General features: G+C 68.4%; 20 protein-coding genes and 1 pseudogene. 18 read left to right on the forward strand and 3 right to left on the reverse strand.

Going from position 1 to position 23,426, the window contains the following annotated elements; translation table 11 throughout:
• Positions 1–29: 29 nt before the first annotated feature.
• From CRP39_RS14525 to CRP39_RS14545, 5 genes are all read left to right on the forward strand, one after another.
• A complete protein-coding gene (locus CRP39_RS14525) occupies positions 30–227 on the forward strand; it encodes a hypothetical protein (RefSeq protein ID WP_097207104.1) in 198 nt (65 codons plus the stop codon).
• Between the two features lie 88 nt (positions 228–315).
• Positions 316–699 carry a TadE family protein gene (locus CRP39_RS14530; protein ID WP_245853879.1) on the forward strand — a complete coding sequence of 128 codons (384 nt, stop codon included), beginning with the start codon at positions 316–318 and terminating at the stop codon, positions 697–699.
• On the forward strand, positions 696–1,121 hold the full coding sequence (locus CRP39_RS14535) for a TadE/TadG family type IV pilus assembly protein (protein WP_097207106.1): 426 nt from the start codon (positions 696–698) through the stop codon (positions 1,119–1,121). Before CRP39_RS14530 ends, CRP39_RS14535 begins: the two co-directional genes overlap by 4 nt.
• On the forward strand, positions 1,118–1,558 hold the full coding sequence (locus CRP39_RS14540; protein WP_097207107.1) for a TadE/TadG family type IV pilus assembly protein: 441 nt from the start codon (positions 1,118–1,120) through the stop codon (positions 1,556–1,558). Before CRP39_RS14535 ends, CRP39_RS14540 begins: the two co-directional genes overlap by 4 nt.
• Positions 1,555–4,761: a LysM peptidoglycan-binding domain-containing protein gene (locus tag CRP39_RS14545; RefSeq protein ID WP_097207108.1), complete on the forward strand. Its 3,207-nt coding sequence runs from the start codon at positions 1,555–1,557 to the stop codon at positions 4,759–4,761. The genes CRP39_RS14540 and CRP39_RS14545 overlap by 4 nt, the downstream gene beginning before the upstream one ends.
• Positions 4,762–4,820: 59 nt before the next feature.
• Here the strand turns inward: CRP39_RS14545 and CRP39_RS26855 are convergent, their stop codons facing one another.
• From CRP39_RS26855 to dndA, 3 genes and pseudogenes are all read right to left on the reverse strand, one after another.
• Positions 4,821–4,994: a hypothetical protein gene (locus CRP39_RS26855; protein WP_172442446.1), complete on the reverse strand. Its 174-nt coding sequence runs from the start codon at positions 4,992–4,994 to the stop codon at positions 4,821–4,823.
• Between the two features lie 133 nt (positions 4,995–5,127).
• Positions 5,128–5,232, reverse strand: a pseudogene (locus CRP39_RS28360) (IS5/IS1182 family transposase); the annotation flags it as partial.
• A gap of 326 nt (positions 5,233–5,558) precedes the next feature.
• Entirely contained in the window at positions 5,559–6,764 is a 1,206-nt protein-coding gene (gene dndA / locus CRP39_RS14550) for a cysteine desulfurase DndA (RefSeq protein WP_097207109.1), read from the reverse strand.
• Positions 6,765–6,863: 99 nt separating this feature from the next.
• Between dndA and dndB the strand changes: the two genes are divergently transcribed.
• The 13 genes from dndB to CRP39_RS14615 all read left to right on the forward strand — a co-directional run bounded on the left by dndB (position 6,864) and on the right by CRP39_RS14615 (position 23,412).
• A complete protein-coding gene (gene dndB, locus CRP39_RS14555) occupies positions 6,864–8,003 on the forward strand; it encodes a DNA sulfur modification protein DndB (RefSeq protein ID WP_097207110.1) in 1,140 nt (379 codons plus the stop codon).
• On the forward strand, positions 8,000–9,538 hold the full coding sequence (gene dndC, locus CRP39_RS14560; protein ID WP_097207111.1) for a DNA phosphorothioation system sulfurtransferase DndC: 1,539 nt from the start codon (positions 8,000–8,002) through the stop codon (positions 9,536–9,538). Before dndB ends, dndC begins: the two co-directional genes overlap by 4 nt.
• Positions 9,535–11,505: a DNA sulfur modification protein DndD gene (dndD, locus tag CRP39_RS14565; RefSeq protein WP_097207112.1), complete on the forward strand. Its 1,971-nt coding sequence runs from the start codon at positions 9,535–9,537 to the stop codon at positions 11,503–11,505. Before dndC ends, dndD begins: the two co-directional genes overlap by 4 nt.
• A gap of 4 nt (positions 11,506–11,509) precedes the next feature.
• A complete protein-coding gene (dndE, locus tag CRP39_RS14570) occupies positions 11,510–11,902 on the forward strand; it encodes a DNA sulfur modification protein DndE (RefSeq protein WP_097207113.1) in 393 nt (130 codons plus the stop codon).
• Positions 11,899–13,359, forward strand: a complete 1,461-nt coding sequence (locus tag CRP39_RS14575) for a DNA phosphorothioation-associated putative methyltransferase (protein WP_097207114.1) — start codon at positions 11,899–11,901, stop codon at positions 13,357–13,359. Before dndE ends, CRP39_RS14575 begins: the two co-directional genes overlap by 4 nt.
• Before the next feature lie 599 nt (positions 13,360–13,958).
• A complete protein-coding gene (locus tag CRP39_RS14580; protein WP_097207115.1) occupies positions 13,959–15,566 on the forward strand; it encodes a sigma factor-like helix-turn-helix DNA-binding protein in 1,608 nt (535 codons plus the stop codon).
• A gap of 53 nt (positions 15,567–15,619) precedes the next feature.
• Positions 15,620–17,737, forward strand: coding sequence for a helicase-related protein (locus CRP39_RS14585; RefSeq protein ID WP_172442447.1), 2,118 nt, complete (start codon positions 15,620–15,622; stop codon positions 17,735–17,737).
• On the forward strand, positions 17,730–17,915 hold the full coding sequence (locus CRP39_RS14590) for a hypothetical protein (protein ID WP_143426645.1): 186 nt from the start codon (positions 17,730–17,732) through the stop codon (positions 17,913–17,915). Before CRP39_RS14585 ends, CRP39_RS14590 begins: the two co-directional genes overlap by 8 nt.
• Before the next feature lie 24 nt (positions 17,916–17,939).
• Positions 17,940–20,069 carry an AAA family ATPase gene (locus tag CRP39_RS14595; protein WP_143426646.1) on the forward strand — a complete coding sequence of 710 codons (2,130 nt, stop codon included), beginning with the start codon at positions 17,940–17,942 and terminating at the stop codon, positions 20,067–20,069.
• 193 nt (positions 20,070–20,262) lie between these two features.
• Positions 20,263–20,619 (forward strand): hypothetical protein, encoded by a 357-nt coding sequence (locus CRP39_RS14600; protein ID WP_143426647.1) that lies wholly within the window; start codon positions 20,263–20,265, stop codon positions 20,617–20,619.
• Between the two features lie 863 nt (positions 20,620–21,482).
• The gene (locus tag CRP39_RS14605) at positions 21,483–22,226 is read left to right on the forward strand and encodes a hypothetical protein (protein WP_245853880.1); all 744 of its coding nucleotides are present in this window, start codon (positions 21,483–21,485) and stop codon (positions 22,224–22,226) included.
• A 23-nt stretch (positions 22,227–22,249) separates the two neighbouring features.
• Complete coding sequence (locus tag CRP39_RS14610) at positions 22,250–22,606, forward strand: hypothetical protein (protein ID WP_097207324.1); 357 nt, start codon at positions 22,250–22,252, stop codon at positions 22,604–22,606.
• The gene (locus CRP39_RS14615; protein WP_097207325.1) at positions 22,606–23,412 is read left to right on the forward strand and encodes a hypothetical protein; all 807 of its coding nucleotides are present in this window, start codon (positions 22,606–22,608) and stop codon (positions 23,410–23,412) included. The genes CRP39_RS14610 and CRP39_RS14615 overlap by 1 nt, the downstream gene beginning before the upstream one ends.
• Positions 23,413–23,426 lie beyond the last annotated feature (14 nt).

The raw sequence follows: 23,426 nt of genomic DNA on the forward strand, positions 1-23,426 counted from the left end.
CCGACGCCCCGACTCGGAAGGACACCCCGATGACATCGCTGATCGCTACCCTCACCCCCTTCGGGGCGGCGCTGCGGGACCGGCTGCGCGCGCTCCGCGCGGCGCCGGAGCGGGGCTCGGTCTCGGTGGAGCAGGTGATTATCACCGTGGCGCTGGTCGGCATCGCCGTGGCCCTGGTCGTGGTGATCGCCAACGCCGTGACCTCGCGCTCGGCCCAGATCCAGTAGCCGCGCCGTGGCCCGCCCCGCCCGCCCGCGCGGTCCGACCCCGCCGCCCCGGCCCGGCCCTGACCGTGGCGGCGCGGCCGGGTCTCGGGTGGCCAGGTGCCGGTCGGGGGAGCGCGGCGCGGCGTCGGTGGAGCTGGCCGTCACCTTTCCCGTGGTGCTCCTGCTGGTGATGACGCTGATCCAGGCGGCGCTGTGGTTCTACGCCCGCTCCATCGCGCTCGGGGCCGCGCAGGAGGGCGCCCGGGAGGGCCGGGTGCAGCCCGCCTCGGCCGCGCGCGCCGCGTCGGCCGCCGAGGGCTTCCTCGACCAGGCCGCCTCCGACCTGCTCACCGGCCGGGACGTGAGCGTGAGCGGCTCGCCGACCAGCATCGCGGTGACCGTCACGGGCACCTCGCTCAGCCTGTTCCCCGGCCTGTCCGGCTGGTCGGTGAGCCAGACCGCCGTCGGCCCCGTCGAACGGCCCACCCCATGAGCGCCGGGGGAGGGGAGCGGGGCTCGGTGTCGGTCGAGCTGGCGCTGCTGGCCCCGGCGCTGCTCCTGCTGCTGTCCTTCGCCGTTCTCGCAGGACGCACCGTGGTCGCCGAGGCCGCCGTCGCCGAGGCCGCCCGCGCCGCCGCCCGGGAGGCCTCCCTCGCCCGGGACGCCGGCACCGCCGCCGCCCTGGCCGGCGCGCAGGCGCAGCAGACCCTGGCCGCGCAGGACCTGCGCTGCCAGCAGGTTTCCGTCGACGTAGACACCGCCGGCTTCGCCGCGCCGCCCGGCCAGCCCGGCGACGTCACCGTCACCATCGCCTGCGTCGTCGGCCTGGTCGACCTGCTGGCCCCCGGCCTGCCCGGCGCGGTCACCGTCGGGGCCACCTTCACCAGCCCCGTCGACGCCTACCGCGAACGATGACCCCGCGAACCGGCCTCCATCCGCCGCACCACGAGCGGGGGGCGATCGGCGTCTTCCTCGCCGTCCTCGTTCCCGGCCTGCTGCTGATCATCGGCCTGGCCGTCGACGGCGGCGCCAAGGTGGCCGCCACCCAGCGCGCGAACGCCATCGCCGACGAGGCCGCCCGCGCCGGCGGGCAGGCCCTCGACGTTCCCGCCGCCCTCGCCGGACGAGTGCAGGTAGACCCGGCCGCGGCGGCCGCCGCGGCGCGGGACTACCTCGCCCGCAACGACGTGACCGGCGCCGTGACCGTCGTCGACGGCGACACCCTGCGGGTGACCACCACGATCACCGAGCCCACCACCTTCCTCGGCCTCATCGGCATCACCTCCCTGACCGTGGAGGGCACCGGCACCGCCGACCTGATCACCGACCAGAACGGGGGAGCCGGCCCATGACCGCGCCACCGCGGACCCTCGATCCGCTGCGCCGCCTATTCGCCGCCGCCCTCCTCGCGACCGGAGTCGTCGGCGTGCCGGCCGCGCTGTGGAGGGTGGGCGGCGGCTACCTGCCCGACGAGCCGCCGTCCTGGGCGCAGGTCACCGCGGCCCTGAGCGGTCCGGACACCGGCGCGGTCTTCCTCGGGCTCCTCGTCGTGCTCGGCTGGGCCGCGTGGGCGGTGTTCGCCCTGTCCGTGGCCGTCGAACTCGTCACCCAGCTGCGCGGCCGCCCGCCGCTCCGGCTGCCCGGGCTCGCGGCCCCCCAGCAGCTGGCCGGCCTGCTGGTGGCCGCCGTCGTCGGTGCCGGCGGAGCACCGCTGCTCGTCGCCCCCGCGCTCGCCGGCCCACCGGTCGTCGCCGAGCAGCCGGCCGAGGAGGCTCCGCGGGCACCCGCCCCGGCACCGGAGACCCAGCGGGCCGCGCCCGCCGCGGCCGGGCCCGCCTACACGGTGCAGCCCCGCGACACCCTCGGCCGCATCGCCGCCCGCTACCTGGGGGACTGGGCCCGCTTCGAGGAGATCCTCGACCTCAACCGCGGCCGCCCCCAGCCCGACGGCGGCGCGCTCACAGACCCTGGACTCGTCCGCGCCGGCTGGGTCCTCGTCCTCCCGCCCGATGCCACGCTCCCCGCCCCGGAGCCGGCCGCCGATGAGGTGGTCGTGCAGCCCGGGGACACCCTCGTCGATATCGCCGAGCAGCACGGCTTGGACAGCTGGCAGCCGATCTTCGACCTGAACGCCCGCGAACCCGTGCCTGGCGGCGGCCGGTTCACCGACCCCGATCTGATCCGCCCCGGCCAGGTCCTCGACCTGCCGCCGACCGATCCGCCGGCCCCCGTGCCCATCCCGCCAACCGGGCCCGAGCCACCGGCGCCGGGGCCGCCGCACGAGGACGGCTCCGGCGCGCCGACCGAGTCGCCGCCGGCGTCACCGACGTCGCCCGCGACGGAGAGCCCGTCCGATGCTGACTCGGCCGCGGCCGCCGGGGAGGCCGACGCCGCCCAGGAGTCCCCGTCCGACCTGGCGATCGTGTTGAGCGGCAGCGGAGCCCTGCTCGCCGCCGGCCTGGGCGCCGTCTGGCTCGCCCATCGCCGCCGGCGCCTGCGTCACCGCCGCCCCGGGCGCAGGCTGGCGCCCCTGCCGGCCGAGCTGTCCGCCACGCAGACGGCCGTGACCACCGCCGCCGACGCCGGCCGGGCCGACTACGCCGTGCTCGATCGGGCACTCCGCGGCCTTGCGGTGCTGGTCTCCCAGGACCCCGACGGGGCGCTTCCCGACGTCGTCGCCGCCCGGCTCGACGGCCAGCGGCTGGGACTACGGCTGCACACCGCCGCGGACCGACCACCGCCCGCCCCCTGGACCGCCGACGAGACGGGCCGCTGGTGGTCCCTCGAGCTGAGCGACGACATGGGCTTCGACATCGACGTGGCCCGTGCCCGCCTGGCGCCGTACCCGACGCTCGTCACCATCGGCAGCGACGACGGACGACGCTGGCTGCTGGATTTGGAACGCATCGGCGTGCTTCGCCTGACCGGCCCGGCCGACCGCTGTGAGGACTTCGCCCGGCACCTGGCCGCTGAGCTCGGCGTCAACGCGTGGTCGGACCTGCTCACGGTCACCACCGTCGGGTTCGGCCAGGAGCTGGTCGACCTCGCCCCGGAACGGATCCACCCGGCCGACGTTCCCTCCGACGCCGACCTGCAGCCCGCGCTCAAGGACGTCATCGAACGCGACGGCGAAGACACCCTGCAGGGGCGGCTGCACGCGGCGACCGGAACCGGCTGGATGCCGCACGTCGTCCTCGCCCCCCTCGTGGCGGACGACGACGATGCCCTCGCCAAAGCGGCCACCACGTTGGAAGGACGGAAGCATCGCAGCCCGATCGTCGTCGTCCTAGGCGCCGACTCGAAGCAGGAGATCGACGAGTGGCTGCTCACGCTCGACGACGATGGGTCCCTCCTGCTACCGGCACTGGACCTGCGGCTGCCGGCGCCGCAGCTGACCGCCCAGCAGGCCCGCGACATCGCCATCCTGCTGGCCTTCGAGCGCGACACCGCAGACCAACCCATCCCTGCAGCCGACGGCAACCGGCCCTGGCAGGTACACACCGACGCCGCTGGCGCTCTGCGCGGCGATGTGCTTCAGCTCGACGAGAGCGAGCCACCCACGCACGTCCCCGCACCCCGGCCGCCCCGACGCCGCTCGTCGGCGGCCGTCGCCCCCGACTGCACGCCGCAGCCGGTCGATCGGGCAGCGTGCCCCGCGCCCACCGCGGGCGAGTATGCAGCGGCGGTTGACCACAGCCGGGCGCCCGAGCTGCAGAAGCGGATCGAGGACGATCTTGAGCCGCTCGACCGCGACCTCGCCGACTGGGGGGATCCCGACTGCACACGCCCTCGTCTGACCCTGCTCGGCCCCGTCACCCTGCGCGCGCACGGCGACGAGCAGGCCGCCGCCCGGTCCGGGCTGCGCCGCCGCTACGAGGAGGCGATCGCCTACCTCGCCACGCGTCCTCACGGCGCAACCGTCGATGAAGCTGCCACCGCTCTGCAGCCCGCGCGTGGTGGCAGAACCGACCCGGTCAGCGCTCGCGCCTACGTGCACCGGATTACCGCCGGCGCCCGAGCCTGGCTCGGCACCGACCCGACCACCGGCGAGAAGCACCTCAGCTCCGGCCACCGCGGCCCCTACGCGCTGACCAACGTCCTCGTCGACGCCGACCTCTTTCGCCAGCTGCGTGCCCGTGCCGGCGTGCGCGGTAGCGACGGCATGCCCGACCTGCTGGCCGCGCTGGAGCTGGTGTCCGGGCCGCCCTTCGCCCAGCGTCCTACGGGCTACGAGTGGCTGGGCGGCCTGGACCTGTCCCTCACCGCGGGGATCTGCGATGTCGCCCACCAGGTCGTCACGGCAGCTCTCGCCGACGACGACCTGAACGCCGCCCGAACCGCTAGCGCCACCGCGCTCCTGGTTGCGCCCGACGACCAGAGGGTCCTGCTCGACGCCATGGGGGTCGCCTACCGCGGAGGTAACCCGGCCGAAGCCGAGACCTACGTCGCACGCATCATCGATGTCCACGACGGCGACGACGAGATGGACCTACCGCTCAGCACCGCCGAGGCCATCAACCGCGCTCGCCGTCAGTACCTCGATCGCGCTCCGTAATAGCACCTGCTGGCAAGACGACGCCGTCGTACTAATCCGCGTGACTTGCAGCGGATCGACTATCGCCGGAGATGCGGCGCCCCCGGCCGCCTGCTGTTGCCGTCCGTGTTGACTTGTTCGACCAGATCGACGCTGGCCGCCGTGGTGAGGACGACGAATGCGCGCTGATGATCTCCCGGCCGTGCAGTGTTCGATGAGTCGCAAAGCCAGATATCGAAGTAGGCGATCTGCACGGTAGCGCCCTAGCGGACGGGAGGATTCCGTAGCGACAGTTAGCGGTCCAAGTTGATGGTCAGCGGGCGGCGGCCACCGGAGCCCTTCTTCGCCGATGGCCTGCGGGTCGGCCTTGTCCGGGACGGTCTACGGGAGACCTCGACGGCGCAGGTAGGTCCCATCTCCGCGGCTGGAGTGAGTCTTGTCGCCGAACACCCACTCCGGGCGGGTACGCGGCCGTCCCGGTCCCGGCCGGCGCGGCACCCGGCTCTGATTGAGCCCAAGCACGCACAGCGTGCTGTTGGCTGACCTTCCGCGCTTGTGCCCAAGGCCTCTTGACGGGGCCAGGGGAGCGGTCGACCGTGCAACGCGCGAGCAACGCGCGAGGTCGGACGGCGCACGGTGTCAGGCCGAGCCAAGATCGGGTGTCGCAAGGGCCCTGCGCGGGTGCGGGCACGCCTCCGATGGAGATCATCGAAAGCAAGGAGAAGTCGGATTGGCGATCCGGTTCGGCCTGGTTGCCGCCGCGATCGCCCCGCCCCTGTGGCTCCGTCAAACCTGCAGCGGCTCGGATAACCCCTAGGTCAATCACCTGCAATTCTGAGTTGCTTGAGACGGTCAACGATCTGCGGCCAAGGGATTGCTCCTGTCATGTGACACCAGGACAAGCGAATCGCGCCCGCGATGCGCTGGTCTGAATACCCAGCGGCGGTCAGTACATGGCTCGGCTTGTAACTCTGGGCGGTGCACGCCGAACCGTTCGATAGGGCCACGAGGTCCCTCAAGGCAACGATGGCTGCTTCCGAGTCGATCTCGGGCATCGAGAAATTGATGGCATTAGGCAGGCTGCGGTCGGGGTCACCGTTGAAGGACGCACCGAGTGACGCAAGCGTCTCCACGGCGTCTCGCTTGAGGGCCTCGTTGTGCGCCGTGCGCTGCTCATGTTGCTGCAGGGCCAGTCGAGCGGCGGTGCCCAAGCCGGCGATCAAGGCCACCGGCAGCGTGCCAGGTCGCAGACCTCGTTCTTGGCCGCCGCCGTACATCAGGGGCGTGAGTGGGGGTCGCGTGAACCCGCGCCGGCGGGCGACCAGGGCGCCGACGCCCTTGGGGGCGTACAGCTTGTGCCCGGATGCGGAGATGAGATCCATCCGGCGGTTGCGCAGAGGGTTGATCACCTTGCCGAACGCCTGCGCCGCGTCGACGTGGAAGAAGGCCTCGTGGCCAGCGAGAGTCGAGGCGATCTCGTCGATCGGCTGTATGACGCCGGTCTCGTTGTTCGCCGCCATGACGGACACCAGCAGTGTGTCTGGGCGCAGGGCGGCTGCCACCGCCTCGGCTTCAATCCACCCGCCTGCGACCGGTGGGAGCAGGGTGATGTCGAAGCCGCGAGCGCCGAGCGCCTCCAGCGGCTCGAGGACGGCCTTGTGCTCGATCTGCGTGCTGATGATGTGCCGGCGGCCAGTGCGCTCACCGTGTGCGGCCAGCCCGAGGATGGCCAGGTTGTTGCTCTCGGTGGCACCGCTCGTGAGGATCACCTCTTCGGGCTGAGCGCCGACAACGGCCGCTAGCTCCACCCGCGCCTGCTGGACGCGCTCCTTCGCAGCCTGGCCGTAGGTGTGGGTCCGGCTGCCGGCGTTTCCGTACTCCTCGCTCAGGTAGTGCATCACCTCGGCAAGAACCGCCGGCTCGACCGGCGTGGTGGCGTTGCAGTCGAGGTAGACGGGGCGACCGTGGTCGCCCGGCGCGAGCCGGTGCGCGGTCCTGTCAGTGCTCGCCTCTACCGTCCTCATAGGTCGCAAGGTACGGCAACGGGACGACAGGTGTTAGGACACGACAGGCCCTCTGTACGGAACTTGCGATCCGTACATCAGGAGCGTAGACAGACGGGCATGGCCGCACCGCGTGTCAGTCCCGCGGCCCCCGCCAGGACGCGGGCGTCCGCCTTCGAGTACGTCTTCCCGGCGATCCGGGGCATCCAAGCCGGCCGCGAGTACTACGTCACGATGTGCCCCCTGCGCCTCATTCCCCGGCTGTTCGTCTTCGACGAGGAGGAGCTGACGCCGGAGCTGCGCGCGCAACGCACCCTCAACAAGGCGCGAGTCCCCGAGATCGCCCGCTACATCCTGGACAACCCGACCAGCTACGTCTTCTCAGCCCTCACCGCGTCGGTCAACGCCGACGTTCGCTTCGAGGCCTTCGACGCCGACGGCCGCGGCGGCGAGCGGCTCGGCACCCTGACCATCCCGATGGAAGCCAAGTTCGTCATCAACGACGGGCAGCACCGCCGGGCCGGCATTCAACAGGCGCTGGCCGAAAACCCGGAACTCGGGGACGAGAGCATCGCCATCGTCATGTTTCTGGACATCGGGCTGGAGCGCTCCCAACAGATGTTCGCCGACCTCAACCGCCACGCCATCCGGCCGGCCAAGTCGATCGGCGTGCTCTACGACCACCGCGACGAGATGTCGGCCATTTCGCGGCTGGTCGTGTTCCGGTCGGACCTGTTCAACGACCTGACTGAGACCGAGACGAGCAACCTGTCGGCCCGGTCTCGCAAGCTGTTCACCCTGTCGGCCTTCTACAACGCCAACCGTGCGCTGCTCGAGGACATCGAACCCGATTCGCTGGAGCGGCGGGTCGACCTGGCGACGGCCTACTGGGAGGTGGTCGCCGAGCAGTTCCCGGAGTGGACGATGGTGCGGCAGCGCGAGCTGAGCGCCGGTGAGATCCGCCGCGACTTCATCCACAGCCACGGCATCGTCCTGCACGCCCTCGGCATCATCGGCAACAGCCTGCTGCGGGCGAGTACGAGCCGGACGAGCTGGCAGAAGACCCTGAAGGGCCTGCGGCAGCTGGACTGGCACCGAGGGAGTGCCGCCTGGGAGGGCCGCGCCGTCCTCGGCGGCAAGGTCTCCAAGAGCCGCGCCAACGTGCTGCTGACGACGGCGGCCATCCGCAGCGCCCTGGGCCTACCGCTGCCGCCCGAGGAGCAGCAGATCGACGACACCTTTCGACGAGGAGACGCATGACGCGCAGCCTGCCCATCCGGCCCCGCTCCGCCTTCGACGGGTCCGGCTTCGCCGCCACCGTCGAGGCCCTGGTGGGCCAGACACAGCAGCTCTACCTCGCCGACAGCGTTCCGTGGGTGATCGGGTACTCCGGTGGCAAGGATTCGACGGCGGTGCTGCAGCTGGTCTGGCTGGCCCTTGCCGGGCTGCCGGCGGAGCAGCGCACCAAGCCGGTGCACGTCATCAGCACCGACACGCTGGTGGAGAACCCGGTCGTCGCCGCCTGGGTAACGCACTCGCTCGAGGTCATGGCCGAGGCCGCTGCCACGGCCGGGCTGCCGCTGACGCCGCACCGCTTGACGCCTGCCGTGGCCGACACCTTCTGGGTCAACCTGATCGGTCGCGGCTACCCGGCACCCCGGCCGAAGTTCCGCTGGTGCACCGAGCGGCTGAAGATCAAGCCGTCGAACACCTTCATCCGCGAGATGGTGCAGGCGCACGGTGAGGCGATCTTGGTGCTCGGCACCCGCAAGGCCGAGTCGGCCGGTCGGTCGCACCGGATGACCGCCCTGGAGTCGCGCCGGGTCCGTGACCTGCTCAGCCCGAACGACTCGCTGCCCAACTGTCTCGTCTACTCCCCGGTCGAGGACTGGTCCAACGACGACGTCTGGACCTTCCTCATGCAGGTCAAGAACCCCTGGGGCTACTCCAACAAGGAACTGCTGACCATGTATCAGGGGGCGTCGGCGGACGGCGAGTGCCCGCTGGTGGTCGACGCCAGCACCCCTAGCTGCGGCGACAGCCGCTTCGGCTGCTGGACCTGCACGCTGGTCGACCAGGACAAGTCGATGGCGGCGATGATCCAGAACGACGAGCAGAAGGAGTGGATGCTGCCGCTGCTGGAGCTGCGCAACGAGCTGGACGTGGCCGACGACCGGCCCCTGCGCGACTTCCGGCGGATGAACGGCACCGTCCAGCTCTTCAACGACAAGCCGATCCCCGGCCCGTACACCCAGGCATCACGGGAGCGCTGGCTGCAGCGGCTGCTGGAGGCGCAGTCTTGGATCCGCGAGCACGGGCCGGACTACGTTCGGCGGCTCGAGCTCATCACCCTCGATGAGCTGGAGGAGATTCGCCGGCTCTGGGTGGTCGAGAAGCACGAGTTCGAGGACCACCTGCCGGGCATCTACGAAGTGGCCATGGGAGCGCCGTATCCGGGCCGGCCCCTCGATGAGCACCTGCCGCTGGGCCCCGCCATGGTGGCGATCTTGGAGCAGGTGGCCGGCGAGGATCGGCTGCACTTCGAGCTCGTGCGCGAGCTGCTGGACATCGAGCAGCGCCACCGGGCCCAGGCCCGGCGGTCGGGCCTGTTCGAGTCGATTGAGAAGGCCCTCCGCCGCGGCTTCTACGACGACGAGGCCGACGCCGTGCTGCGAGCCCTCGAGCGCAGGACGGCGCTGGACGAGGCCGCCGCCGGGACCGATCCGCAAGGGCCGGATCCGCGTGAGGAGGCTGACCCCTACGTCAACCTGCTCGGGGATCAGGTCACGCGGTGATCCTCGACGAGCTCGTCCTGCACAACGTCGGCACCTTCGCCGGCCGTCACGCCATCGAGTTGACGCCGCCCGCCCGGAACAAGCCGGTCGTGCTGATCGGCGGTCTCAACGGTGCTGGCAAGACGACCATCCTGGAGGCGATCCATCTCGCCTTGTACGGCTCCCTTGCGCAGGCGTCGGGCCGCCGCACAGGAAGCTACGAGAACTATCTGCGCAGCCTGATCCACCGCGGTGTGCCACACAGCGAAGGTGCCGCCATCGAGCTCGCCTTCCACGCGCATCAGCAGGGCAGCGAGCGGCACTACCGGATCCGGCGCAGCTGGCGCAGCACCGGCCAGTCCATCCGCGAGATCGTGCTCGTCTCGGTCGACGGGCGCCACGACAACGCTCTCACCGCGAGCTGGAGTGACTACGTCGAGACGTTCCTGCCGCGCGGCATCGCTGGCTTGTTCTTCTTCGACGGCGAGCAGATCGAGGCCCTCGCCGACCTGGAACGGTCACGGCAGGTACTGGCCTCGGCGTTGGCCGCCTTGCTCGGGTTGGACTTGGTGGACCGCCTCAGCACCGACCTGGCAGTGATCAAGCGGCGGCACCGTGCCCAGCACGTGCCTAAGGAACTGCGTCAGACGGTCGACGAGCGGCGGCTCAGGGTGACGGAAGCGCGGCAAGCGGAAGAGGCCGCCGCGACCGCGGTGGCGACGGCCCGGGGGGACAAGGAGCAGGCCGACAAGCTCGCCTTCGAGCTGACCGAACGCTACCGGGCGGCCGGTGGCGAACTGCTCGATCAGCGGGACGCGGCCGAAGCTCGGGCGAACGTGCTGAAGAAGCAATTCGTCGCCTATGAAGACGAGCTGCGCGCCGAGCTGTCCGAGGCGGCGCCGCTGCTGCTGAACAAGACGCTTCTAGGCCAGGTGGCTGCCCAAGCCCGGGCCGAAACGGCGGCCGCACGAGAGCGCATCATCACCGACGTCCTCGCGGAGCGGGATGCCGCGCTGCTCTCGCAGTTGCGCGTCGCCTTGTCCGACGATGCGCTCCGCTCCGTTGAGCAGCACCTCACTGCCGACCGCCAGACCCGAGCCGGTGCCGCTGACGTGCCAGTGATCACCGGACTGCGGGAGGTCGCGTCGATCGAGCAGATCGCGACCGCCGCGCTGCCGGCAGCGCAGCGTCGCGTGGAGCAACTCGTGCAGCGCCGCGCGGAGGTTCGGGCGGAGCTGGATCAGGCCGAGCGTGTCGTTGTCGCCATCCCCGACGCGGCCTCGCTGGCGCCGCTGTTGGCGGAGCGGGATGCCGCCGCAGCGGAGGCCTTGCGTCTAGATGCCCGGCTCGTCCAGCTCGAGGAGCACTTGGCCGCGCTGCGGCAAGAGCTGGCCCGCGCCGACGCTAGCTACGAGGCTGCCCTCACCAAGTCAGCCCAGGCAGGCTTGATTGCGGACGACGGGCGACGGCTCGTCGACCACGTTGACCGCGTGCAGGTCACGCTGGAGCGGCTCCGTTTGGCGGCCATCCAGCGGCACCTCGACCGCATCGGGGCGCTGGTGCTGGAGGCCCTCGGCCGGTTGCTGCGCAAGTCCGACCTCATCGCGCGCATCGCCATCGACCCGAAGACCTACGGAGTGCAGCTCACCGGTCCCGGCGGCCACCCAGTGTCGGCCGCTGCGCTCTCGGCCGGGGAGCGCCAGCTACTGGCGGTCGCGCTGCTCTGGGGTCTCGCCCGGGCCGCAGGGCAGCCCCTGCCGGTAGTCATCGACACGCCGCTCGGTCGGCTCGACGGCACCCACCGAGCCCACCTGCTGGAGCGCTACTTCCCGTACGCCAGCCACCAGGTGATCCTGTTGTCGACCGACACCGAGATTGACGACGCCGCCTATGACCGACTGGCCCCACACATCGGCCGCCGCTATCAGCTGTGCTTCGACCCGGCAACGAACGCGACGGCGGTCGAACCCGGCTACTTCTGGGAGTAGATCCATGCCTCTGGAACACATCCGGCTGTCGCAGGCGGCGCGGGACCAGCTGGTCACCCTGAAACGCCGAACCGGCATCATGCACTGGAACGTGCTGTGCCGGTGGGCACTCTGCCGGTCGTTGGCCGAGCCGGCGCCACCGCCAGCGGTCAAGCTGGCTCTCGACAGCAACGTGGAGATGACCTGGCGGGTCTTCGCCGGAGACTACGGCGACGCGCTCTGGGCTCTCTTGCGCTACCGCTGCCACCAGGATGGCTTGAGCCTGGACGAGGAGACCCTCGCACAGCAGTTCCGGCTGCACCTGCACCGAGGGATCGGCTACCTGTTCGGCGATCCCCGGGTGACGGATGTCGCCGGGCTGGCCAGCCTGGCGCTCGCCGAGGCGCCGGCCGCATGACGTCGGCGGTGGCCCGCCACCGGACGGCCATGGCGCGGTCGCGCCTGTCCCGGCCGCTCGCCACCGCCCTGAGTGATCAGCTGCTGTCTCCGATGCAGCGCATCTTCGACTACGGCAGTGGCCGAGGTGATGATGTGCGCCACCTGCGCGCGGTCGGCTTCGGAGCTGACGGCTGGGATCCCGTTCATCGCCCAGGCGTCGACCGCACGCCGGCCGAGGTGGTCAACCTCGGTTACGTTGTGAATGTCATCGAGGATCGAGTGGAGCGCGCCGCCTGCCTTCAGGACGCCTGGTCGCTGGCCAAGCGACTGCTCATCGTGAGCGCACGTCTCACCTGGGATGCACGCGACCTCGTCGGCCGGCCGCTGGGAGACGGACTGCTCACGCGCACCGGCACCTTCCAGAAGTTCTTCACCCAGACCGAGCTGGCCGCGTGGATCGAAACGGTGCTCGGGGTGGCCCCGCTCGCCGCCGCGCCGGGCATCTTCTACGTGTTCCGTGATCCCGCCGACGCACAGAACTTCCTCTCCACCCGGGTCCACAGCTACCGGCCGCGGGTCGAGGTCGATCCGCACGCCGTCTACGAGACATACCGCGAGACCGTCGCACCCCTGCTCAACTTCATGACGGCGCACGCGCGACCGCCGCGGCGCGGAGAACTGGACGAGTCGGAGAACGCCGCCCTGTGCACGGCCGTCGGCGGAGTGGGTCGGGCTGTCCGCCTCATCCAGGAGGTGACCAGCCCGGACCTGTGGCAGCAGGTCACGATCCAGCGACGCGCCGAACTGCTCATCTACATCGCGCTGTCCCGCTTCAGCAAGCGTCCGCGCTCTGCGCAGCTGCCACCGACGTTGGCCGCCGACATCCGGACGTTGTTCGGCTCCTACCAGGCGGCTTGTGTGCAGGCCGACCGCCTGCTCCTGGCCTGCGGCGACCCAGCGATGGTGCTCGTGTCGGCCCGCAGCGCCAAGGCCGGCAAGCCGACGCCCAGCGCCCTCTACGTCCACCGCAGCGCCCTTGGCCACCTACCGCCCGTGCTGCAGGTCTACGAAGGATGTGCCCGCGTGCTGGCCGGCATGGTGCAGGACGCCAACTTGATCAAATTGTCGGTCACCCAACCTCAGGTGTCCTACCTGTCGTACCCGACGTTCGACCGGGACGCTCACCCGACGCTGGCGAGCGCAGTCACTGTCCACCTCAGAAGACTGACAGTGGACTGGCGGGACTATCGCCAGTCGGACAACCCGCCGTTGTTGCACCGCAAGGAAGAATTCCTTGGTCCCGACGATCCCAAGCGTTCGCGGTATGAACGACTGACGAATGCGGAGACGCGTGCCGGGCTCTACGCCCATCCGGAGCGCATCGGCACTCTCAAAGGCTGGGAGGCGACACTTGTCTCGGCTGGCGTCCGTCTACGTGGGCACAGGCTCGTCCGACACTCAACCACCGTCAGCTGACGCCGTTGGACGACTGGTAGACCGATACGGGTCGGCGACCCGTCGTCGGTGACTCCGCCAGCCACTGGGTTAGAACGGCGGAGGTAGCGGTGCTCTGAGGCGGCTGCGTCCCACGGTGGCGACGAGCCCAACGGGGTGACACGCAAGCCTCAGTCGCCCCGATTGCCCGTCGACGCTGGCATCCTTCAGGGAGGTCCATGAGCACGGGGGCGCGATGAGTAGGAGCAAGGCGTGGCGATGATGGCACGCCACCTCCTGATCGCTTGGCTGTGCGCGCCGGTCGCAAAGGCGCTCTCATGTCAGCACGCGCGGTCCGTCCACCGCCGTCACGACCGGAGCTCGGCTCCGTCAGGCTCACGACCGGCCCGTCCTGAAACTGCCGCCATGGCCGCACCGCGGAACGACCTTGCAGACCCAAACGCCCTCCGCGGGATGGTGCTCGTGCTCAGCGGCTATCCAGAGGTCGCAGGCCAAGCCGTCGCCAGGCTAAGCCGCCTAGACCCGCCGTGGTTGAAGGGCGGGGCGCCAAACGTCAGGATCAAGGTGAATCGCCTGCGGTCGGCTGGTTGCGGCAAGCGCAAGCCGGCGGACGGCGCTCTATGACGGACGCCTTCAGCTCACCCGGCGAGTGTCTGTTGTTTGATCCCGCGACGTTCGATGCAGATCACGGCGCTGATGCCGTGGGCCTCGCCCTAGCCCGCGTTATCGCATGCGCTGGCGTCCAAGGCGCGGGGCATCTTAGCGACCTCGTTGATCATTGGCCGCCGGCCGCCGCAGGGTCGAGCCTCTCCGATGCGCTTGCTTTCCTCGGCTTCAAGCCTGTCGGACACGCGATACTCGCCGCTTTAGATGCCCTCACCGCACGAGATGCGCACCTCGTAACCGAGCGGCTGTTGCCTGCCCGACCACGATCCGGTGCCGAGGTTGGCGCCGAGCTCGGGATCACGAGGCAACGTGTTAGCCAACTCGAAGTCAAGGCGGCAGCGAGATGGTGGCACAGAGTCGACTCTGACTGGTCGATTCGCATCTGGGGCGAAGCAGTGGATGCGTGGCTCCCCGCGGTCGCCCGCCTATCCGACGTCGCGGCGCTGGCGGACCGGCTCACGGAGGGCATGGTCCCGAGCGAGGTGGCTGTGCCCGTCCTCCTGAGGTTCGGCCAGCGCGTCCTTGACGGCAGTTGGGTCTTGGCCCCCTCGGCTCTTGAGCCGTGGAGTCGTCTGCCAACCATCCTCCGGGACGTCATTGCCTCCGGGCGCCTCGACGTAGCTATCGAAGAAGTGGACAGTTGGGTGCCAGGCCTCTTTTCAACGCCGGACCACCGAAAAGAGAGATTGATTGAGTTGGGTGCTCAGATCTTCCTCGGGCGCTTGTTGCCAGCTCCAACCAGTCGCGCCCGAGCATTGGTTGCCCTACGGCTCAGTGCAGCTCCAATGACAGCGCAGGAGTTGGCGCAGTTGGTCGACGCTACCTCCAGCTACATTACCAATATCCTGACCGAAACTCCCGAGATCGTCCGGACCGATAAGGAGCACTGGGACTTCGCTGATCGCGTTGATTACCCTTACCAAGGGATCGTGGAAGCCATCAGGGATAGAATCGACCAGGCCGGCGGCGCCGTGCCGCTCACCACGTTGCTGCGTGAGTTGCCTCAACGCCTCAAGGTTGCCGAGGCGTCTGTCCGTGCGTATGCCGGCGGATCTCTATTCGAGACCGACGAAGCGGGCTTCGTGCGCCGAGCGGCCACCTACGGGTTTGTGCCCAAGCCTCTCACCCCCAGCGGGACCGTTCGTGAGTTTGCCGAAGGTTGGGGGGAACGGGTCGATATAAAATCGGACCACCTACGGGGCTATTCCCTGCTGCTGTCCCCCCACGTGGCCTACGCCAACGGGCTGCGTCCCGGAGCCAACTTCCGGCTTCCGCTCGCCGACGCGGACAGCGAGGTGAGCGTCATTTGGCGCCTTACAGGCGTCGCTGATCGTCTGGAGATCGGCCGTCTCAGGACAGTTCTCGAAACTCGTCGACTACTCCCAGGCACCGCTGTGTGGCTCATCCCGAGGCCGGACAAAGTTTTCCTGTTCGAAACCGCGTCGGTAACATCCCCGCTGCCGCGCGAGGACCCGAAGCGCGCGGCGCTGACCCGATCTGCAGAGGACGCAGATGAGAACGATAATGCCTTGCTGACTCGTCTTCGTCGGAGACGTTCATGAGATTGTCTTCGGGGGCGTGGAAGACGAATTACGCAAGCGACGAAGATGACCTAGTGCGCGACTTCTACGTTCCTGCGTTGGAACTTGCGGACACTTACGATCGTGCGGTGGGGTTCTTCAGCTCACACGCCTTGGCACTGGTCTCGACGGGGCTCGACTCGTTCGTTGCGCGGGGTGGCCGGATGCGGGTTCTGGCCTCTCCCAAGAATCTGTCCGAGGAGGATCTTGAGGCGATCGTTCGAGGGGAGGCGGCGAGGCAACTGCTAAAAGACTCATTGGCGGATGGTCTCGCGCAGCCGGAAACACCCAGCGAGCTGAACAATCTTCAATTGCTTTCGTGGATGGTCTCTCAAGGGCTGCTCGACGTCCGGATCGCGCTCCGCGTAATGTCAGACGGACGCGTTACGCTGTACCACAAGAAGGTGGGCGTCTTCACATCCTTCGGCGACCCCTTGGAGTGGATGACTTTCACGGGGTCGCCGAACGAAACCGCAGGAGGATTGACCCTCAACGCCGAGGCATTCCCGCTGCACCGAAGCTGGATTGACGGCCAGCGTGAGTTCGCAGTTAGCGAGCGTTCGCTGTTTGATTCGGCCTGGAACAAGAAGCGCCCCGAGATTTGGACGTGGACCGCCACGAGCTGGCTGGGCGACGCCCTTAGGGAGCGTTTTGGCGAGCGGCCTCCGCGTACCCCAGTCGTGTACATTGACGTGCCTGCAAAGCGACCTAGCGCCGAGGACGAGCGTTGGCCGTCCATGCCTGAAGACTTCCGCCCTCGGCCCTACCAGCGCGCTGCCGTTGACGCGTGGATACAAGGTGGCGGGCGAGGCACCTTCGCGATGGCCACGGGCACGGGCAAGACGGAAACCGCACTAGCGGCGAGCGTGGAGGCAGTGGCCGCATCTGTATCCGCGAAGCGGCCGCTGGTCATCCTGGTAACGGTGCCGCTCTCGGACCTTGTTGATCAATGGCTGTCACGTGCGCGCAGGTTTGGCTTCCGCCCAATTCGTTGGGATGGTCAATCATCACCTGCCGAACGCCAGACCGCCCTGGACGCCTTCAGACGCGCTGATGCTGGTCGCACCGGGCCTTATGTGGCGATGGTGGTCGCAACCGCGGACAGTCTTACCGGCGCACTACGAGAAGTCGTGCGCGAATTCCGCGGCGGCCTGATGATTATCGGCGACGAGATGCACTCACTGGGCACACCTAACCGCCTCGATGCGCTTCCGCCGTTGCCGACCTTTACTCTAGGTCTGTCTGCCACGCCGAAGCGACATCATGACGACGAGGGAACCGAACGGCTGCTGGCCTACTTCGGGGATCCGGTCCTAAGTATCAACATCAAGCAAGCAATCTACGAGTATCGAGCTCTTTGCCCCTATCGCTACCACATTGACTTCGTCGAGCTTTCCGCTGACGAGGCGGCTGAGTACAAGCGGTTGTCTCGACTTATTGCCGCTGCTTTGGGCGTCGGGCGAGATGCGGACGCTCACATTCGAGCGCGCAGCAACGTCGTCTCTCATGCCGAAGCCAAAGTGCAAGCGCTCGCCGCTATCATGTCGAGCCCCCCTGACTTCAGGAGCGCGCAACACCTTCTGGTCTACGTCGGTGAGGGGGCTGCACGGGGCGCCCACGAGAGCTCACTCCGCCGGGTGGCCGACCTGCTGGGGAACCGTTTCCAGATGCGGGTCAGTTCCTACACGTCGGAGACTCCATCGGACGAGCGCCGGCGGCTTCAGGAACGCCTTGCGTCGGGCGAGCTTCAAGCTTTGATCGCGATGCGGTGCCTCGATGAGGGAGTTGACATCCCTGAAGCTCGTGTAGGAATCATGATGGCGAGCACGCAGAATCCTCGACAGTTCGTTCAGCGTCGCGGGCGGATCCTTCGGCGGTCTCCTGGAAAAACGATCGCGGATGTGCATGACATGCTCGTCCTGCCGCCCATCAACCACGACATGTTGGATTCCGATCGCACGCTCCTGGCGTCCGAGCTAGCAAGAGCGTACGAGCTCGCCGATGCCGCGGAGAACCGGAACAGTGCAATGCAAGCGGTACGCGAGCGAGCTCTGGCGGGTGGTCTCATCGATGAGGACTTCCCCTGGATGTCGGATCTGACGGACGATGCTTGGGAAGAGTGGACGAGGAGTGAGGGGCGCGGGCGTGGCTGACCGAACGATCGACGACGAAATCGATGAAGTAATCACTACGCTGGATGACAACGTGGCGCGTTTAATGGAGCGGGTGGTGAAGCGAGAGTTGCGTGACCGTCACGCACCGCAAAGTTCAACGCCTGAGGACTATGCCGCTATGGCTATCGAGATCATGAACCCGACAGCGAAGGGTTGAAGGGTGCACTTTACATCGCTGCAGATGCACAACTGGCGGCAGTTCCTCGGGAGCCAGCCGCGGATCGAGTTCGCGGTGGACGAGCGAGCGCCGATGACCCTGCTTCTGGGGCCGAACGGTTCCGGGAAGACCGGTCTGCTGAACGCGTTCACCTGGTGCCTCTACGAAGACTTCACCCCAGGCTTCGATGAGCCTGACAAGCTCATCCATGACCTCGCCCTAGCTCGGGGAGGGGACCCCTATGTAGAGGTGAGCGCAAGTTTCAACGATGACGGTGACGAATTCACGGTAGTTCGCCGAAAGCGACCTGGTGAGACTGGCTCGACCGTTGCGGTGAAGCGCAAGCCTGGGCCTGGGCGCCCGCGCGCCGGCGAGACGCTTGATGCGAGCCTGAATGATGTCTACAACGTGTTGCCCAAGTCACTGAAGGACGTCTTCTTCTTCCCGGCAGAGTCGCTACAGACACTGAGCATTACCGATGGCACAACGGGTGGCGGGATCGACCTTCGCAAGGCAATCGAGAGCCTGTTGGGATTCGATCCCTACATCAGCGCGTCGGCGAACCTTCGCGCAGCCGTAGGTTCCGAGATGCTCCGCATGCCCCCTCGTCTGCGCGATGAAACCATCGAGACGGCGCGTGTTCGTTGGGAAGAAGCGCAGGAGGTGGTTTCCCGCCGCAAGCGTCGTAGGTCCGAGCTTCCCGACGTTATAGCGGCAGCGGCTGTTGCGCTCTCCGAGGCGGAGGAAGAAGAGCGACAGAACAATCAACAGGCGATTGAGCAGTGGATGCGTCAGCGCGACGCGTTGCGTGGCGACCGAGAAGGTGCAAAGGTCGCGGCGGAGGAGGCCGCGGCGGTCTTGAACGAGTGCTTCAGGGATATGGAGCATGTCGTGTATGCGACGTCCTTCGTGGACGACGCTGTCGCCGCTCTCAACAGAGCTGAGCGCGCTGGTCGCATCCCGCCAAGCATCTCGAGTGACATCTTGGACAAGATCCTTGATGACCCAGCGATGCCGTGCGTCGTTTGCGGACGTGAGATGGATGAAGCCGCACATCAACACGTGAAGTACCTACGAGGCGCGGTGACCGACAGCAACATCGCCGCCAATGCCCTGAGTGTCCGCAGCACGTTGACGGCTTGGGGGCGTAATGCTCGCACGCAAGCATTGCGCCTTGCGCAGCGCCTCGACCTAGATACTTCCGATCTCGGAGAGGGTTTGTCTGAGGTTATCTCTCGAGTGATTGCAGAGGCGGACAACGCACTGATCGCAGCCAAGGCACGGCTCGCGGAGGCTGAACGCGCCCTTGAGGAGTTCGAGGCGGACCAGGATGAGGTCGACCCCGACCAGGGCGCGCTGGCGCGGGCCAAACTTCGCGCCAGACAGAGAACTCTGCATGAACTTGAGACCGAGGCCGAGCAGATCGACCGGCTGATCGAGGATGCCGAAGGTGAAGAATCCGAGGCAAAGCTCGAGTATGAACGTAAGGCCTCCCGGCAGGATGAGTACCGGCAGAAGCAGGTCGTGCAAACCTTGCTCGCTGATACAGCCGGTGTCTTCGACAGGATTGCCGATGCGATGCGTAGGTACGGGCGTACTGACTTCCAGCGTGCCCTCAACGCGACTTACTCTCGCATGATCAATAAGCCCTACGTCCTCGAGGTTGCAGACAACTTCACGGTGCGGGCCACTGTTAATGGACGGACACGGGCCTTGTCTCAGTCGGAGAAGACGGCTCTCACGTTAGCGTTCTTGGGCGCAGTCGCTGGCCTTGCGCCACAGTATCGCAATCTGGCCCGAAAGGCAGAGTTGGCCGACATGGGTAATGTGCGGATTGGGGCCGATGCTTATCCGGTCGTCCTGGACGCTCCTTACAGCCCTTTCGATGAAACGTATGCAGGAACGATCACGACTGCCATCGGCGACCTGGGGACTCAGGTGGTAATGACCGTCAGTAAGGCTGCCCTGAAAGACCTTGAGCGAATCGAGCATCGTGTCGGTAAGGCGTACGTATTGGAGCTGAAGACCTCGTCGGATGGGGGTCCCGAGGGGATCTTCGAGAACGAGCTAGTTCGCTGGCGCGGCAAGGATGCGCCGTATGTGACCATAGATGAGTCGTTGAAGGATGCGGTCACGTCGGTGCGGGTGATCTGACGTGGCATCAGTCCGGATCGACCCTAGGCATCAGAGCGTTCTTGATCTGCTGATCACTAGCAGTCGAGTCTCCTCAACGGCGGGACGCGCCCGAACTGGGCCGTTCAACGAAATGCGGCAGATAGTTGCATTCGCTGCCGCCCTTGGTGCGACCGCAGGGCGTCGGCGGCCAGTTGTCACCGGCGGCACAACCGTGCGGGACAACATCATGTGGGAGGCTACCGGCGCATTTGAGTTGGCGTTTTCCCTTGCCTATCGCGATGGCGAGTGGGACTTGTCTGTCATAGCCGACGGTGCAACAGCGGAGGAAGCTAGATTGCGGGCCTTAGAGGAGTATGCGGCGGGAGGCTTTGATCTCTTACTCGAGAGGTATGAGGCGATGGGTGGCAACGTCTCGGCGTCGGACCTGCTATTGGACGTCAACAAGCAGACGCCGGCTCGTGGAAGTGCCATCGTTGACAGATCCGAGGAGGGGCTCGTGGAAGATCCGTTGATCGCGGCGCTTCGTCGCCGCGGCAAGCTGCCTGCTCACCAATCCGTGGCCGACTAAGCAGAAGTTGCACTAGTAGGTCGTGAAGAATCCGTTTCGTCCTCACGGTTTGGCGCGGCGGGCAGGGCATGCCCTTGTCGGTGCTGCCCCCCGCGCCGGCTGGGCCACACCATCTGCGCGCGCTGTTTGAGCCGATCGAATCTGCAGGAGCCGGCGGTTGGGGGCCCACCGCCCGCCCGCACGGTGCCTATCGGCATGTGCTCGGGAGGGTCTTGTCCGTGTCCCTACGGAGTCGGCTGGGCCTCATTGCTCAGAGGTCGGAGCTACGGGTCGTGCTGGATCTGCTGGGGGCGGTTGGGCTCGCGGAGCCAAGCCGGTGTCGGCTCGGTCGTGCACCCGACGGCCTGGCCTCGCTGGGAGCGTGGTCGGGAGACGGTGTGCTTGGCCAGTCTTCGCGTGGTGCCCTACAAGGGGGGGGCGTTGCGTCGCTGAGCAGGTGATCCTCCAGTGAGCCTTGAGTCAAACGGCTGAGTGCCTAGCCCGCTCGCGTGGCGGGCTCTGCAGGGTCCCCGAGCTAAGGCTGGTGCGACCGCTGCGTACCTGAAAAGTCGGCTGGCCTTCGACGACTGGAGGAAGACCGGAGCCGCGTCGACATGGTCGGCGGCATGCGTCTCTCTGCAGCGGCGTTCGGTCGCGACACCACGCCGTACCCCAGGGGTCGTTCCCCGATGTGCCCGGCGTCGACGGCGACCGCCGATCTCACCGGGATCGGTGAGCCACGGCCCGTGACGGTCGAGGTGATGAGGGCGGCCGTCCTCGCGATCCGGGCCGGCGCCTTCGACGGCCGGAGCAGAGCTGAGGCGGCCGTCGGCGGAGGTGGGCAGGACGCCTCGCTTGAGTCCCGGACGTCTCGCTCGGATGGCGTGCGTCTGCCCTGGGCCGGCGCCCACCTCGGCGGTCCCGTGGTGCTGGTCCTGGCGGGGCATGCCGGAGCGGGCGCGTCGACGGTCGCGCTGGCGATCGCCGAGGGACTGGCGTACCGCCGACCGGTGCAGCTCGTGGAGTACGCCAAGCCGGCGCTGTCGGGGCTGGCGGCTGCGTCGAGCATCGAGCTCGGGGCGGACGGCCCCTGGCGGCGCGGTCGTCGCGGTGGGCTTGAGGTCCTTCGCCTTGCTGGAGGTCCGGCCGAGACAGGGCCACCGCGGCTACCTGAGGCAGCCGGCGTGGAGCGGTTGTTGGTCGTCGATGCCGGCTGGTCTCTGACCACTGAGCTGCTCGGGGCCGAGTCCGTGCGGGCATTCGGGCACGGCGAGCGGGTGGTCGTGGTGACTCGGGGGACGGTGCCCGCCGTCCGGCAGACCGAGCATGTTTTGAGCACCATCGGCGGCGAGGCCCTGGTGGCTGCGGTGGGGCCGGCCCGCTGGCCACGGGCGGTGGAGGCCAGCTCCGGACCGCTCCTGAGCAAGTTGCGGTCCTGCGGGCGAGTGGTCCCGGTTCCGGTCGACCGGCGGCTGGAGACAGCCGGCCTGACCGCGGACGGGTTGCCGAGGCGGGTGGCGGCCGCGGGGCGGTCGCTGGCCGCGCTGGTGACGCCGGTCGTGCCGTCGCCTGACCAGCAACACCGCGTGCCGTCGACGCGGACGAGCCCGGCGCGAGGCCTCCGATGACGAGCGCACGCACGACCCGGGCCATGGCGGTGGAGATGGTGGATGCCGTCGTCACCCTTCTCGCCGGGCCGCATCTGCTGGACACCTGGCATGTGGCCGCTGCGCGCGGGGAGGTGGTCGCGGCGGTCTGCCCCGAGGCGCCGCCGGGAATGCAGACGTTCGCCGACGACGTGACGGCGTGGACGAAGTGGGGAGTCCTGGCGCTGATCGGGATCGGCGCCGTGGTATCGCTGGGCTCCATCCTGGTGGGGCGGATCTTCTCCCACCCACACGCCTCCCGCTACGGGGCGATGGGAGTCGCGGTCGTCGTCATGGTGGCGATCACCTACACGGTCATCCTGGTGATCCTGGATTCGATCACCGGCAGCGGGTGCACGTGATGCGCCGCGGTCGAGACGTCCACGGCGTCAGTGCGCCGGAGTGGGGCCCGGCCCGGCTGCTCGCCGTCCTCGGGCTCGGTGCTCTGGTCGCAACGGCGGTGTTCGTCGGGCTGGTTCTCGCGGTGATCGAAGCGGTGACCGAGGACGGACCGGGCACCACCGAGGCACCGCGACAGGCGGGTCCCTCCACGGACATGTCCCAGAAGGACGCACTCGCGGCCGCGCCGATGCCGTCCGCCGAGCCCGAGGCGGCGCTGCCCGGCCCGGTGTCGTCCCGTGTCGCCGGCGGGCTCGAGCTGCCCCGCCCCACGAGCATGGGTCCGGCGGACGTGCCCACCGGCTTTCCCCGCACTCCGGAGGGGGCGCTGGCGCAGCTGGCGGCGATCGACGTGACCGCGATGGAGAGCGGGTCACTGGACGGCGTGCGGCGGGTGATCGCCGAGTGGGCCGCCCCGGGCGGCCCCACCCCGACGACGTGGTCCGGGGTGGACGGCATGGCCCGGCTGCTGTCGGCCGCCGGCCTGTCCGGCGCCGGATCTCCCCAGCTGGCCGTCGTGGTCCGCCCGGTGATGGGAATGATCAAGGGCACCGTGGGCCCGGACTTCGCGGTGGCGTGCGTCGACTTCGAGCTCACCGTCACCGTGGAGCGGACCTCGCGGACCGCGATCGCCGACTGCCAGCGCATGACCTGGACCGGGGACCGGTGGGTGATCGGCGCCGGGACCGAGCCGGCGCCGGCGCCGTCCATCTGGCCCGGCACCGAGGCGGCCATCGCCGCCGGCTGGCGGGACCTCCGCCATGTCTAGGGCGCTGCCGCGAC

The organism is Geodermatophilus sabuli, from assembly GCF_900215145.1.
Lineage (GTDB): Bacteria > Actinomycetota > Actinomycetes > Mycobacteriales > Geodermatophilaceae > Geodermatophilus > Geodermatophilus sabuli.

What these genes read in the sequence shown, in the direction of transcription:
- CRP39_RS14525 (WP_097207104.1), top strand. Translation starts at nt 30, where the DNA reads ATGACATCGCTGATCGCTACCCTCACCCCCTTCGGGGCGGCGCTGCGG.
- CRP39_RS14615 (WP_097207325.1), top strand. Translation starts at nt 22,606, where the DNA reads ATGCGCCGCGGTCGAGACGTCCACGGCGTCAGTGCGCCGGAGTGGGGC.
- dndB (WP_097207110.1), top strand. Translation starts at nt 6,864, where the DNA reads ATGGCCGCACCGCGTGTCAGTCCCGCGGCCCCCGCCAGGACGCGGGCG.
- dndE (WP_097207113.1), top strand. Translation starts at nt 11,510, where the DNA reads ATGCCTCTGGAACACATCCGGCTGTCGCAGGCGGCGCGGGACCAGCTG.
- CRP39_RS14545 (WP_097207108.1), top strand. Translation starts at nt 1,555, where the DNA reads ATGACCGCGCCACCGCGGACCCTCGATCCGCTGCGCCGCCTATTCGCC.
- CRP39_RS14535 (WP_097207106.1), top strand. Translation starts at nt 696, where the DNA reads ATGAGCGCCGGGGGAGGGGAGCGGGGCTCGGTGTCGGTCGAGCTGGCG.
- CRP39_RS14540 (WP_097207107.1), top strand. Translation starts at nt 1,118, where the DNA reads ATGACCCCGCGAACCGGCCTCCATCCGCCGCACCACGAGCGGGGGGCG.
- dndA (WP_097207109.1), bottom strand. Translation starts at nt 6,764, where the DNA reads ATGAGGACGGTAGAGGCGAGCACTGACAGGACCGCGCACCGGCTCGCG.
- CRP39_RS14595 (WP_143426646.1), top strand. Translation starts at nt 17,940, where the DNA reads ATGCACAACTGGCGGCAGTTCCTCGGGAGCCAGCCGCGGATCGAGTTC.
- CRP39_RS14580 (WP_097207115.1), top strand. Translation starts at nt 13,959, where the DNA reads ATGACGGACGCCTTCAGCTCACCCGGCGAGTGTCTGTTGTTTGATCCC.
- CRP39_RS14575 (WP_097207114.1), top strand. Translation starts at nt 11,899, where the DNA reads ATGACGTCGGCGGTGGCCCGCCACCGGACGGCCATGGCGCGGTCGCGC.
- CRP39_RS14610 (WP_097207324.1), top strand. Translation starts at nt 22,250, where the DNA reads ATGGCGGTGGAGATGGTGGATGCCGTCGTCACCCTTCTCGCCGGGCCG.
- dndC (WP_097207111.1), top strand. Translation starts at nt 8,000, where the DNA reads ATGACGCGCAGCCTGCCCATCCGGCCCCGCTCCGCCTTCGACGGGTCC.